Annotated in this window: 16 protein-coding genes and 1 other RNA gene; 11 read left to right on the top strand and 6 right to left on the bottom strand. The window is 61.3% G+C overall.

Annotation, left to right across the window (positions count from 1 at the left end):
- Positions 1–35: 35 nt before the first annotated feature.
- Positions 36–1,709: a DNA repair protein RecN gene (gene recN, locus ABE960_RS10905; RefSeq protein WP_349762295.1), complete on the top strand. Its 1,674-nt coding sequence runs from the start codon at positions 36–38 to the stop codon at positions 1,707–1,709.
- A 95-nt stretch (positions 1,710–1,804) separates the two neighbouring features.
- On the opposite strand, the gene fur is transcribed toward recN, so the two are convergent.
- On the bottom strand, positions 1,805–2,251 hold the full coding sequence (gene fur / locus ABE960_RS10900) for a ferric iron uptake transcriptional regulator (protein ID WP_349762294.1): 447 nt from the start codon (positions 2,249–2,251) through the stop codon (positions 1,805–1,807).
- Between the two features lie 72 nt (positions 2,252–2,323).
- Here fur and ABE960_RS10895 point away from each other — a divergent pair, with 72 nt between their 5' ends.
- A complete protein-coding gene (locus ABE960_RS10895) occupies positions 2,324–2,752 on the top strand; it encodes an outer membrane protein assembly factor BamE (protein ID WP_349762293.1) in 429 nt (142 codons plus the stop codon).
- Between the two features lie 49 nt (positions 2,753–2,801).
- Here ABE960_RS10895 and ABE960_RS10890 read toward each other — a convergent pair whose 3' ends face one another.
- Both ABE960_RS10890 and ABE960_RS10885 read right to left on the bottom strand, forming a co-directional pair.
- Positions 2,802–3,116, bottom strand: coding sequence for an RnfH family protein (locus tag ABE960_RS10890; protein WP_349762292.1), 315 nt, complete (start codon positions 3,114–3,116; stop codon positions 2,802–2,804).
- A complete protein-coding gene (locus tag ABE960_RS10885; protein ID WP_349762291.1) occupies positions 3,106–3,540 on the bottom strand; it encodes a type II toxin-antitoxin system RatA family toxin in 435 nt (144 codons plus the stop codon). Before ABE960_RS10885 ends, ABE960_RS10890 begins: the two co-directional genes overlap by 11 nt.
- Positions 3,541–3,669: 129 nt before the next feature.
- On the opposite strand from ABE960_RS10885, the gene smpB reads away from it, so the two are divergent.
- The 9 genes from smpB to ABE960_RS14890 all read left to right on the top strand — a co-directional run bounded on the left by smpB (position 3,670) and on the right by ABE960_RS14890 (position 10,585).
- A complete protein-coding gene (gene smpB, locus ABE960_RS10880; RefSeq protein ID WP_349762290.1) occupies positions 3,670–4,161 on the top strand; it encodes an SsrA-binding protein SmpB in 492 nt (163 codons plus the stop codon).
- Between the two features lie 40 nt (positions 4,162–4,201).
- Positions 4,202–4,581: a transfer-messenger RNA gene (ssrA, locus tag ABE960_RS10875) on the top strand.
- Between the two features lie 281 nt (positions 4,582–4,862).
- Positions 4,863–6,092: a tyrosine-type recombinase/integrase gene (locus ABE960_RS10870; protein WP_349762288.1), complete on the top strand. Its 1,230-nt coding sequence runs from the start codon at positions 4,863–4,865 to the stop codon at positions 6,090–6,092.
- Positions 6,093–6,206: 114 nt separating this feature from the next.
- Positions 6,207–6,872: a hypothetical protein gene (locus ABE960_RS10865; RefSeq protein ID WP_349762287.1), complete on the top strand. Its 666-nt coding sequence runs from the start codon at positions 6,207–6,209 to the stop codon at positions 6,870–6,872.
- A gap of 63 nt (positions 6,873–6,935) precedes the next feature.
- Positions 6,936–7,160, top strand: a complete 225-nt coding sequence (locus ABE960_RS10860) for a helix-turn-helix transcriptional regulator (protein WP_349762286.1) — start codon at positions 6,936–6,938, stop codon at positions 7,158–7,160.
- Between the two features lie 142 nt (positions 7,161–7,302).
- Positions 7,303–9,120, top strand: coding sequence for a DUF927 domain-containing protein (locus ABE960_RS10855; protein WP_349762285.1), 1,818 nt, complete (start codon positions 7,303–7,305; stop codon positions 9,118–9,120).
- Positions 9,121–9,305: 185 nt separating this feature from the next.
- The gene (locus ABE960_RS10850; RefSeq protein WP_349762284.1) at positions 9,306–10,151 is read left to right on the top strand and encodes a hypothetical protein; all 846 of its coding nucleotides are present in this window, start codon (positions 9,306–9,308) and stop codon (positions 10,149–10,151) included.
- Positions 10,148–10,459: a hypothetical protein gene (locus ABE960_RS10845; protein ID WP_349762283.1), complete on the top strand. Its 312-nt coding sequence runs from the start codon at positions 10,148–10,150 to the stop codon at positions 10,457–10,459. Before ABE960_RS10850 ends, ABE960_RS10845 begins: the two co-directional genes overlap by 4 nt.
- 6 nt (positions 10,460–10,465) lie before the next feature.
- Positions 10,466–10,585: a terminase small subunit gene (locus tag ABE960_RS14890; RefSeq protein ID WP_432765363.1), complete on the top strand. Its 120-nt coding sequence runs from the start codon at positions 10,466–10,468 to the stop codon at positions 10,583–10,585.
- Here the strand turns inward: ABE960_RS14890 and ABE960_RS10840 are convergent.
- The 3 genes from ABE960_RS10840 to ABE960_RS10830 form a co-directional block, all read right to left on the bottom strand.
- Positions 10,582–11,193: a hypothetical protein gene (locus ABE960_RS10840; protein WP_349762282.1), complete on the bottom strand. Its 612-nt coding sequence runs from the start codon at positions 11,191–11,193 to the stop codon at positions 10,582–10,584. The two genes, ABE960_RS14890 and ABE960_RS10840, sit on opposite strands and share 4 nt — an antisense overlap.
- A gap of 72 nt (positions 11,194–11,265) precedes the next feature.
- Positions 11,266–11,607, bottom strand: a complete 342-nt coding sequence (locus tag ABE960_RS10835; RefSeq protein ID WP_349762281.1) for a hypothetical protein — start codon at positions 11,605–11,607, stop codon at positions 11,266–11,268.
- Positions 11,608–12,234: 627 nt separating this feature from the next.
- Entirely contained in the window at positions 12,235–12,666 is a 432-nt protein-coding gene (locus ABE960_RS10830) for a hypothetical protein (protein ID WP_349762280.1), read from the bottom strand.
- Positions 12,667–12,765: the final 99 nt, after the last annotated feature.

Raw genomic sequence — 12,765 nt, 5'->3', positions numbered from 1 at the left:
TACCGAACGACCCCAGACAGGCCCCGGGAGGCACCATGCTGACAGAGCTTGCCATTCGCGACTTCGCCATCGTCGACCACCTCGAGCTGGACCTTGCCGGCGGCATGACCGCCATCACCGGCGAGACGGGGGCCGGCAAGTCCATCCTGCTCGGCGCCCTGGGGCTCTGCCTGGGCGAACGCGCCGACAGCGCCAGCGTGCGCCATGACCGCGAACGTGCCGACTTGAGCGCCCGCTTCGACCTCCAGGCGCTCCCCGAGGCGCGTATCTGGCTCGAATCCCGCGAGCTGCCCACGGACGACTGCCTGCTGCGCCGGGTGGTGACCCGTACGGGGCGTTCCAAGGCCTGGATCAACGGCCAGCCGGCCACGGTGGCCGACCTCCGAGCGCTGGGCGAACACCTCATCGAGATCCATGGGCAGCACGCCCACCAGGCGCTGTTGCACGAGGACACCCACCTGCGCCTGCTCGACGATTTCGCGGGCCATCGCGAGCGGGTGGCCGAGATGCGACTGGCCTTCCGCGAATGGCAGGCAAGCCATCGTCGCCTCGAGCGCCTGGCCGAGGACGGCGACGAGATCCGTGCCCGTCGCCAGCTGCTGCGCTACCAGGTGGAAGAGCTCGACCAGCTGGCCCTCTTCGAGGGCGAGCTCAAGGGGCTCGAGGAGCAGCAGGAGGAGCTGGCTCACGCCGAGGAACGGCTGCGCGAGGCCCAGTTTGCCGCCGAGTGCTGCGACGGCGAGGAGGGGGGCGCCCTGTCGCTGCTCAACCAGGCGATCCACCACCTCTCGGAACTGCCGGGCAGCGACCGCGGCAGTCTGGCCGACACACTCAGCATGCTCGGCGATGCGCGCATCCAGGTCGAGGAGGCCGGCCGCGAGCTCGGCCATTTCGCCGACAGCGTCGAGCTGGACCCCGAACGGCTGGCCTGGGTCGAGGAACGTCTGGGCGAGGTGCACCGCATCGCCCGCAAGCACCATGTGCTGCCCGAGGAGCTGGTCACCTTGCACCGGCGCCTGGCCAACGAGCTCGAGGCGCTCGAGGGCGGCGACGGCGACCTCGAGACGCTGGCCGCCGAGGTCGAAGCGCTGAAGGCCCGCTGGAACGAGCAGGCCTCGACGATCTCCCGGGCTCGGCGCAAGGCCGCCCGCCAGTTCGGCCAAGCCGTGCAGGAACAGCTGGCTTTCCTGGCCATGGACAAGGCGACCTTCGAGGTCGAGCTTGCGCCTCGCGACACCCCGGCCGCCGAGGGACTGGAGGGGGCTCGCATGCTGATCAGCGCCAACCCGGGCCAGCCGGCCCGACCGCTGGCCAAGGTGGCCTCAGGCGGGGAGCTGTCGCGCATCAGCCTGGCGATCCAGGTGGTGGCGGCACAGCACTCCACCATTGCCAGCCTGGTCTTCGACGAGGTGGACGTGGGGGTCTCCGGGGCCACGGCCGAGATCGTCGGCCAGCTGCTGCGCCGACTGGGGGAGAACGGCCAGGTGATGACCGTGACCCACCTGCCCCAGGTGGCCGCCCAGGCGCACCAGCACCTGCACATAGAGAAGCAGGCCGGCGAGGCCTCCACCCTGACCCGCATGGCCCTGCTCGACGAAGCCGGTCGGGTCGGCGAGCTGGCTCGCATGCTCGGCGGCGTGAACCTCTCAGACCGCACCCTGGCCCACGCCCGGGAGATGCTCGACGCCAGCCAGCGCGCCCACCACTGACCCGGCCCGACACCCAGACCCACCAACTCAACGCGGCCCTGATCCGGAGATCGGGGCCGCGTTGCGTAACGAAGCTGGGAGTCAGACCGAGGGCATCACTTCTTCTGGATGCCTTCCTGGCGGGTCGCCCGGGAGCCACGTGGCCTCACATAGAGCACCAGGGCATGATCGACGAGCTCATAGCCGTGCTCCTCGGCGATCTCCTGCTGACGACGCTCAATGGTCTCGTCGAAGAACTCGACGATCTCACCACTCTCCAGGCACACCATGTGGTCGTGGTGCTCCTCCTGGGAGAGCTCGAAGACGGCATGACCACCATCGAAATTATGGCGGATCACCAGGCCGGCGGACTCGAACTGGGTCAACACGCGATAGACGGTGGCCAGGCCCACGTCCTCACCTGTATCCAGCAGGGTCTTGTACACATCCTCGGCACTCAGGTGGTGCTTTTCAGACGCGTTCTCAAGGATCTGCAGGATCTTGACGCGCGGCAGGGTCACCTTCAGACCGGCCTTGCGCAGTTCGTGGTTCTGGTCGGCCATGGTCGCTCTTCGCAGTATCGGGTAGGGTCGGTTATGATCGACCGAATCCACGATAGTGAAGAACAGGCGCAAATGCAAAAGCTGACAAGAATCATCACCCTTACCGTCGCCCTGCTGATGATCACCGGTTGCAGCTACTTCGGCGTGTACAAGCGAGACCTGCCCCAGGGCAACCTGGTGACCGAAGGCATGGTCGAACAGCTACAGACCGGAATGAACCGACAGCAGGTGGTCGGCCTGATGGGCAGCCCGCTACTCGAGGCCCCCTTCGATGCCAGCCAGTGGGACTATGTATACCGTCTCGACGAAGCTTACGGCGGCGTGGAGCAGCGGCGCGTCACCCTGACCTTCGCCGGCGGTCGTGTCGTGGAAATTGAGCGGGAGGGGGACTTCTCGAAGGCGCCGTCGCTCAGCGACGAGCGCGGCATCGGTCCCGACAACGAGACCGTTTCAACCACGCAGGGAGCCCCGCTCGACAACGTCACACCGGACCGCCCCTGAGATCACCGCAGCCCCTGACGCCCCGCACCGGCCCTCGCCGGGCGGGGCGTCAGCGCTTCTCACGGGCGGCTCGCTGGGCGCGTGCCGCCTTGGGATCGAGCTCGAGCGGCCGATAGACCTCCACCCGATCCCCGGCCTTGAGCGGCTGCTCGTCAGGGTCGCGCAGCCGCTTGCCGAAGATGCCCAGGTCGGCCTCCTGGAAGACCGCCGGCGAAACCTCCGGGAACTTAGCCTCCAGACCTGCTATCTCGACGGCCTCCCGGGCGGTGGTGCCGCCGGCCACCCTGAGCGGGACGATGCACTGCCGCTCAGGGAGCGCAAAGGCCACCTCGACCTCGATCATGTTGGAGGAGCTAGCGACCATAGAGGTTGTCAGCGCGGCGGGAGAAGGAATCCACCAACTGCCCGGCCACCTGCTGGAAGAGCCTGCCGAAGGCCATCCCCAGCAGGCGGTTGGCGAACTCGAACTCCAGCTCGAGACTGACCTTGCAGGCCCCCTCGCCCATGGGCAGGAACAGCCAGCGGCCGCGCAGGCGCTTGAAGGGACCGCTGACCAGCGACATCTCGATGCGCTCGGGCTCGATCAGATCGTTGCGGGTGGTGAAGCTCTGCTCGATGCCGGCACGACCCAGGGTCATCTCGCCGATCAGGTGCGCGTCGTCGCGTTCGAGCAGGCGGGCGCGCCGACACCCCGGGAGGAATTCCGGGTAACGCTCGAAGTCATTGACCAGGTCGAACATGTCCTGGGGGGTGTGCCGCACCATGGCGGACCGATTGACCGTTGGCATTGAGCTCTCCGCTGACTTCACAGTGCCCAGGGCGTATCATGAGCGGTTATTTCAGGCCTTGAATGGTACCACGCTTCCCCCCACATCGAAGGGGGAGGCGCCACCGGCAGATACAGGACACGAGGTTTCATGGCCAACAAGAAAGGCAAGAGCAAGGGGCCCGGCGGCAACGTCATCGCCCAGAACAAGAAGGCACGCTTCGAGTACCACATCGACGAGGCCTTCGAGGCAGGCCTGGTGCTGGCCGGATGGGAGGTGAAGAGCCTGCGCGCCGGCAAGGCTCAGCTCACCGATACCTACATCCTGGTCAAGAACGGTGAGGCCTGGCTGCTGGGCAGCCACATCATGCCGCTCAACACCGCCAGCACCCATGAGATCGCAGACCCAACGCGCACCCGCAAACTCCTGCTCCATCGCAAGGAGATCGCCAAGATCTTCTCGCGCACCCAGGAGAAGGGTCACACCTGCGTGCCGCTCAAGCTCTACTGGAAGAACAACCGGGTGAAGTGCGAGCTGGCCCTGGTGACCGGCAAGAAGCTGCACGACAAGCGAGCCACCGAGAAGGACCGCGACTGGCAGCGTCAGAAAGGCCGCATCATGCGCGAACAAACCAAGGCCTGAGGTGTCACAGAACCACGCATCCTGTTAGGATGCGCAGTACGGGGGCGACACGGTTTCGACGCCGGTGACAATCCCCGAGGTGCATGCCGAGAGCGTGATGTATCTCGTAAATACAACATCATGATTAAATAGTCGCAAACGACGACAACTACGCTCAAGGCGCGCTGGCAGCCTAACAGCTGTTAGCTTCTAGCCTGGCCCCAAAGTGATGTGCCCATTCATCACGGCGGGGATACGAGCGACGATTGATGGGATCGCGACTGACGGCGTCTTCACGTCAGTTGTTAAAACTTTGAAGAATCGCGTGGCTGGATCCTGCTCGTCGGAGCCAGTTGCGTTAAATCAAATGACGAAACTAAGCATGTAGAGCCAACGGGTGAGTGCCGGCGGACGCGGGTTCAATTCCCGCCGCCTCCACCACATAAAGGTTTCAGGAGGTTCCACAATACTTCAGAAACCGCATGAATAGGGGCCTCCGGGCCCCTTTCTTGTGTCTGGACGTTTCATAGCATTCCTTGACATGCCCCCACTCAAGGGGGCATATCTGGGGGCACAGCGTCGAAGCCAATACCCTGATGCCCCCAAATCACCAGAAAGCCGCGCCAGCGGGCACTGCCTGGCAGATCACCTGCCCCCGGCCTTGGGGGCACCCGGCCCGGCCGGGAGGGGGCATCAGCCTTTCACCATGTCGAGGTGCCCCCATGAGCCGCCAGACCAACAAGCTCACCGTCACCGCCGTGAAGTCGGCCAAGCCCAAGGACAAGACCTACAAGATGGCCGACGGCGGAGGGCTCTATCTGGAGGTCTCCACTACCGGCAGCAAGTACTGGCGGATGAAGTACCGCCATGCCGGCAAGGAGAAGCGCCTGGCCATCGGCGTCTACCCCGAGACCACCTTGGCCGCCGCACGCACGGCCCGCGACGAAGCAAAGCGCCAGCTGGACCAGGGCATAGACCCGAGCACCGCAAAGCGGATCGCCCGACGGCAGGGTGAGCAGTCAGCCGCCAACACCTTCATGGCTGTAGCCGTCGAGTGGCTGGAGAAGGTGCACCAGCATGAGGTCGTGCCTGCGCACTATCTGCGCAACAAGCGGCGCCTCGAGCGCGACGCCTTCCCGATCATCGGCAAGCAGCCCATCGCCGAGATCACCCCACCAGATTTACTGGGCTGCCTGCGTCGCATCGAAGACCGAGGTCACATCGAAACCGCGCATCGAGTGAAGGCGCTGTGCGGCCAGGTCTTCCGCTACGGCATCTCCACCGGCCGCGTCGAGCGAGACCCGACCCCTGACCTGCGCGGCGCCCTGCGGCCCAGCAAGACCAAGCACTACCCGGCCCTGACCGATCCCAAGGAGGTCGTCGGTCTCCTCCGCGCCATCGACGGCTACGGCGGCCAGCCCAGCACCGTCGCAGCACTCAAGCTGGCGCCCTTGGTCTTCACACGCCCCGGGGAGCTGCGCCAGGCCAAGTGGGCCGACATCGATCTTGAAGACGCGACCTGGACCTTTGAGGCCAGCAAGACCGGACAGCCCCTGATCGTGCCCCTGCCTCGCCAGGCGGTGACAATCCTGCGCGATCTGCATGGACTGACCGGGCGCGCCGAGTTCGTTTTTGCCGGCATCCGCAGCAGCAAGCGCCCCATGAGCAACGCCACGATCAAGGCCGCGCTGGACCGGATGGGCTTCAAGGGCGAGATGACAGCGCACGGCTTCAGAGCGATGGCCCGCACCATCCTGGCGGAGCGCCTGAACTACCCCGAGCACTACATCGAGCAACAGCTGGCGCACGCGGTGAAGGACAGCAACGGTCGTGCCTACAACCGGACGACGCACCTGGAGCAGCGCCGCGAGATGCTGCAGAGCTGGGCCGACTACCTGGACGCCCTGCGCAATGGTAATGACAACCTGGTGTCGACACGCACCGGCACCTGAGACAAGCGGCTAACGCCGAAAATACCGGCTGGCTGAGGCCGACAACCCGCATTCATGATCACTTCACCTCGCTCATCAGTCTACTTTTAACCGGAGTCTGAAAGGAGTAGGGCCATGACGGACGATTCACGACCGCAACTAATATTGCCAGGCAGCTTACTTAAACGACGCCTTGGATTAATTGAAGGCGCCATGCCTGATCCGCTGCCGAACCAATGGGCCGAGCATCTGGAGTTGATCTCAAAAAATGGCAGTTTGAGAGGCGTGGACGACTTGCTGGCGCTGATGCTGAGCGAGCTGAACAGAATTCAGGGGCAAATCGACGCCTACCAGGAGCCGGACAGGCACTCAGAGACAGCGATGGCCGCAGCCATGGCGGAGCTGCTTGATGAATGGGCCAGTCCAGAGCAGCGCGGAAGTCTCCGGGAAGTTTATTTCGCCCTACTGCTCGGCTACCTCTATGGGCGCCTGACCAAGCCCGGACAGAAGGCTATGGGCGAGGCTACTAAGGCCCACATCAAAGTCCTTCAAGCTGACCACAAGCGTCGACAGGGTGCTCAGATCAGTGCCGAAGCCAGCAAGGCCGAGGCCGCCGGAAAAAAGGCCGAGGCCAAACGGATATGGGACAAGCTCATCAGAGAGGGCCGTGCAGAGCATGGCCTGCCGCAGTTGGTACAGGACCGACTTGCAGCGCAAGGTATACACGTCAGCGTAGACACCGTGACCAGGTGGGCTCGAATAGGCGGATGGAGGAGAAAAACTAAAAAACGCACGAGGTAAGCGCAACACACATTTCGACCATTAAGCTTTGCCATGTCGCTTCATTCCGTGAGGAACAAAGACATGCTTGACGCTACCGCATCACACACTCTCATCCGCCGCCCCGAGGTGTTGCAGCGCTGCGGCATCTCGAACACTACCCTCCACCGGCTAATCCATGCCGACGACTTCCCAGCCCCGATCCAGCTTGGCTCCCGTGCCGTTGCGTGGGTCGAGTCGGAGGTCAACGAGTGGATCGAGCAGCGCATCGAGGCCAGACGCGTCAATGAGGGTGCTGCATTTCGTTGACCGCCCCTGGCTCGCGGTCAGAGGAGGCCGACTCGCGCACTCGATCGCCCAAAGCACGAGGGCTTCCTGGGACTGGCTGGCAGGGCCGATCCAATCGAAGCTCCACTCCAATTACCACCGTCGCTGACGACAGGAGGTATTCATGCAACTCCCAGATACAAAAACGCCCAGCTACACAGTAATGAACCAGTACACGGACGACGACACGCTGAATGTGCTCAGCGGCCCGGGCGCGGTCCCCGGAACCTCTCCCTCTACCGACAGCGAGGGAACCGGGGGAACCCAGGGAGCTGATGAGGATAAGGCAGGGAATAACAGCCGTTTAGGTAACGGCCACCCGGCACCCTCAACCGGTAACGGCCGGGGAGCAAAGGGAACCAGCCGCGCGTCGCCGGGCGAGGCGATCGACCCGCAACGGGGAGAGCCGCTGACCGCCACGGTGAAGCGCCCGGGCTTCGCCACCCACTTCGCCAGCTTCCTGCTGGAGGATGGGATACGACGCCCTGCCGGCCTGTGGTGGCACAGCACCAAGCAGCAGGGCACTGAGACGGTCAACGACGACGTGCGCGTGGCCGACCCCATCGAGGTGACGGCCATCAGCCGCGACGAGCACGGCGGCAACTTCGGCCGGCAACTGCACTTCGTTAATTCCGAGGGAACGCGCTGCAAGCGCGTCGTGCCAATGCGGCTACTCAGCGAGGGCGGTTCCGACCTGCGCCGCGAGCTGCTGGACATGGGGCACACCCACAGCATCAAGCACCGAGCCAAGCTGGCCGACTTCATCATGGAGAGCACGCCCGAGGCTCGCCTCGTCGCCGCCACCACCACCGGCTGGCACGACAACGTCCGCGCCTTCGTGTTGCCCCACCACACGATGGGCAACCAGGACTACCGCTTCAGCGCTGAGGCGATGCGCGGCAGCTACTTCGAGACGCGCGGCAATCTGGACGGCTGGCGGCGTGAGATCGCGGGTCGCGCCCAGGGCAACCCCATCCTGATCTTCTGCCTTTGCGTGGCCCTGGCGGGGCCACTGATCTGGCCGGCGAAGCAGCAGGCGGCTGGCGGACTCGGCTTCAACTTGCGCGGCGCCTCAAGCAAGGGCAAGACCACCGGCCTTCAGGCAGCGGCGAGTGTCTGGGGCAGTCCCCAGTTCCTGCGCCCCTGGAGCGCCACCGGCAACGGCATCGAGGCACTGGCTGCCAGCCAGAACGACACCTGCATGGTGCTCGATGAGCTGAGTCAGGCCAGCCCGTCCGAGGCCGGCAGCATGGTCTACATGGTCGCCAACGGGGTTGGCAAGCAGCGAGCCGTCCGGAACGGCGGCATCCGCGACGCGCAACGCTGGCGCTTGATGCTACTGTCCAGCGGCGAGCGGACCCTGGCCTCTCACCTCAGCGAGGCCGGCAAGACGACAAAGGCAGGGCAGGATGCCCGACTGCTCGACCTCCCCGCCACCGGGCGCAGACATGGCGCGTTCGATGACCCGCACGACATGGCCCCCAGCGACTTCGCTAACGCGATCAAGACCGCCACGGCCGAGCACTACGGCCATGCCGGCATGGCCTTCATCGCCCACCTGCTGCAGTACGGAGAGGGCCTCCCCGGTCTCTACCACCAGCTGATGCAAGACCCTACCTTCAGCAATGAGGTCGACGGCGTCACCAGCCGGGCCGCGGGGGCCTTCGGCCTGCTGGCCATGGCGGGTGAGCTGGCCACCGAGGCGGGTATCACGGGCTGGCAGGAGGGCGAAGCGCTGGAGGCCGTGAGTATCTGTTTCGCTCTGTGGAAGGCCGAGCGCAGCAACCTGCCCCCCGAAGATGCCGCGATCCTCGATGGCGTCCGTGAGTTCATTCAGCGTCACGGGGACGGCCGCTTCGCGCCCCTGCGCTCCGGAGACAACGATCTCCGGCGCACCAATGACCGCGCCGGGTTCTTTAACGACACTCAGGCGGGGGAGTGAATCTTCTACTTCAACAGCGCTGGCCTGTGCGACGCGGCCAAGGGCTACGACATCCGCACGATCGCCGCCACACTCGATAGCGCCGGCTGGCTCTACGAGAAGGAGTCGGGCAAGCGGTCGATCAACAAGAAGGTGCAGGGCAGCCAGCATCGGTTGTTTGCGGTTCTGCCCCAGGAGGGCGAGCCATGAGCCTTCGTGATCTGCTGCGGCGCCGGCAGGCCGTCGGGGCTACCCCGGCACCCTGTCCCCCATCTTCTCAGGGAGCCGAGAAAGCTGAGGAAAATCAGCCTAGTTACTCCGGCTCCACGAGTTCCCTGGCCACCGCCAAAGGTGGGGTCCGGCTTGCGACGGAGAACGCCGCCAACGACCCGGAGCCGCCTGGTCCCGAGGCCGACATCGACCTGATACTGGAAAACCTGAGCGCCGACTTCACCGGCGCGCCACTTCACGAGATCGACCACGACCTGGCCGGGGTCATCCGGCGGGCCATGCTGCCGATGGGTAGGCGCGCCCGCGCGGAACTGGAGGCCGTTATCGACGACGAGCTGACGGCGGGAGGTCGGGAGCAAGTGCTGGCGCTCCTCCAGCAGCGCATCAAGGCCCAGCCTCCGTCGACCTGGCTGGCGTGGATCGAGCAGGAGTGCCCGCTGGTAGATGGTGATGTCGAGTTCATCGACACCGCGCTGACGCGGCTTGAGCCCAGGGAGCAGGCCGCACGTCGCTACGTGGACGTCTGGCAGGCCGCCGCCGAGGCCGAAGCCGAGGCCCACCGCAAGCCCAATGTAGGACGGCAGGCAGCGAACCAGACGCTCCTCCCGGCAAGCAGCCGTCCCATGGTCACCAGCAGCACGCGCCAGCCTGTCACCACCACCACCACAACGCCCAGCCTGCCGGCAGGCGTCAGGATGGCGTGGACGATTCGCGTGGGCGACAAGCGCCTGATGCTGGCTGGCAGACCTTACACCCGAGAGGAGGCACAACAATCCGTCCAGGCTCGATGGCCTGAAGCTGACGTGGAGGTGGTCGAATGAATCGCCGGCTCAGGAATATCGAAGACAAGATGACCATCACCCGCGACATGCTGGCCCAGGCCCCCCAAGAGGGCACCTGCATCGCGCACCTGAGCTCAGGGCTGGCTTGGACCGCACATCTACTGGCCATGCCACCTGAGCGCCTGGAGAAGCCGTTGGCGCCACGGATCGCCGCCCTGCTGGAGAGCGTCGAGCGCGTGGTCAGCAGCACCGCCACACAAACGTGCCCAAGGCGTAACTGCGGGTTAGAGCCGGCTCCTATGGGCATGCAAGACCGGCTGAGCACCGTCATTGACCATCTGGAGTAAAGTCCTATGACACCCAAGCAACAGCGATTCGTCGAGGAGTACCTGATCGACCTCAACGCCACTCAGGCAGCTATACAGCAAGAAGAAGGCTCGGTAATGGGAGCTGAGCACCTCTTCTTACATTAATTCAAAGATTCTAATAGCTCTTTTCGGGTTTTAGGTGGATCCTGAAGTTCTCCGCCATATTCTTGCAGTATTTCTGATACTTGATTGTTTCTTTTAGATTTAAATCTATTAGCCAGCATTTCGGATATAGCTTGATTAGTAGCATTTTTAAAATGTGAGTCAAGGCTTGAGCCATAGCCAAAAAATAAAGCCTCATATATACTCGACAGCCCTACAAAGGTTCTTTCCTTGTATTTCTCTCCAATTATACCTGACAAATCTATCACTAATGATCCAGCGCATAATTGATTGTTTAATCTCCTCCCTATCCCAAGTATTTCCAAGGTTGTTATTTCAGGAAAAGTTCCTATAACTTCCTCTGTGTAAACTCCAACTCCGTTACTCTCTAACTGCAACCTTACTTCCTGCTTAATTTCTTCTGAATTTAACCAGCAGCCCCCCTCAACCGAATCAATCACAGCAAGTTCAACGTAGTTAACGAGGCCAATCGATTCTTCCATGTCTATAAATCTTTGAAGATCAGTGGTTTGAGAAAAGGAAGTGGCGGAGATCATTGATGCTGATACTATAAATAGAATCTTCCTTAATTTTTCTTTTAATGGTGGCATTGCCCCCCCTCTTAAAGTTGATATTACCGGTTTCTAGGTATTTAAAAAATTAGAAATAATAAAAATTATCTTTTATCGCGTACTCGCCGTCAAGGCAATCGTATAAGCAGAATTTTTTTCCATGCTGGAGGTCCGCTCGCCGGACAGGAAGCAGGCATGTGCGTTGAGGCTCGCTGCTCCGAGGAGGAGAGCGGTGATCGTGATGGAAGCTTTCTTCATGATTACTCCGTTGGGTTTAGGGTTGTTGAAGTCGGTGCCGGAAGTGCCGCCCTGAAAGCTCCATGAAGCCCTCCACTGACTCATCGCACCATCACCCTGTAAAACACCATAGCCGAAGACCAGCGCCTCGTTTGCGCGATTCTGGGGCGATCTGAGGTGGTATCTGTCGAGACCGACGTCATGGCGCTGCATCACGGCAAGGGCTGGCCGTCCTTAGCCATGGAGCTGTCTCTGGGGCGCGCCCACTAGGCGACCGAAGCCGCGAGATGATGGCGCCGTCTTCAGCGTGGACCAAGGCTTTCTCGCCTGCTGTAGGAGATCACCTACAGGCCAGGTACTCCATCGCTTATCCCCTCTCTAGCCACCGCCCGTCAGTTAGGTACGGCCCATTGGTGCGAACCCGAGAGGAGTTTTCGGAGCAGTGTCCCGCGGGTAGAGGGGAGCGATAGTCTGAGAGGCCGAGCACGCCGAGTCCTTATGCCCCTAGCAAGGCCTTCACCCCTTAAAATACCCCCCTTCTCTTCCGGTCTGCTCTGGGGCCGACTCTCCCCAGAAGGATATTTCGCAGGCGTATGGGAGCCCCAGTATAATTGTTAAAACTTCTATCTTTTTATCTGCCCTAAGATTTTATTTATTTAGTATTTAAATAACTTGGCTTATCATCTTTTTTCCAGTTCCACTTGTCATCCATCGCGGCATATTTTTATGGCTCTTCAATAGCGTTGCGCTTGGGACTTGAGGACGCCCGTCTTGAGCACAAAAAACAATCACTAATAACGCTTTCTTAATAGTTATTTTATTACCCACCTTTGGATTTTCTTTTCAGTATTTATTTTTAGACCTTTCCCACTCCACGCGTGATGAATCAAGTAGTATGGCCATATTTGCTACAAGCATTCCACATGCTGTTTTCTTGTCTACGCCATCTCTCTTCATAATTGCTAAAGGTTTATTTATCAATCCTTCCTCGGATTCTATCATCTCTTCTTGGAAGTCATTTGAGGAAACGTACCTATCCAGGCTCTCTGCATCGCTTTCTCTAAGCACTAATTTTATTTCTTCTATTACATCAGATGTACTATATGTTTTTTTAATTGCATACCCGCACTCTGATTCTTTAAGGCTTTCAGCAAGATTCGTGGCTGCAATGAGTTTCCCTGATGCAACGGCCATATTGTAGGCGCTATCTGAATAAGCTGGGGTCATGCATAGAGTAAATAAAAGAGCTAAAAACATATTGTTCATGTGTCTCATTGTAATATATTTCCTTTTTTTCGTGGTGGTTATACCTTACCACGCTAACAGTATGGCTGTTCTCAGCCTGTGTTGACTCACTTCCGTGTGACACACCAT

The sequence above is a fragment of the Halomonas aquatica genome (genome assembly GCF_040196335.1).
In the GTDB taxonomy this organism is placed as follows: domain Bacteria; phylum Pseudomonadota; class Gammaproteobacteria; order Pseudomonadales; family Halomonadaceae; genus Halomonas; species Halomonas aquatica.
Note: the sequence above shows the minus strand (reverse complement) of the source record. Positions and strands in the feature narration are given on the sequence as shown.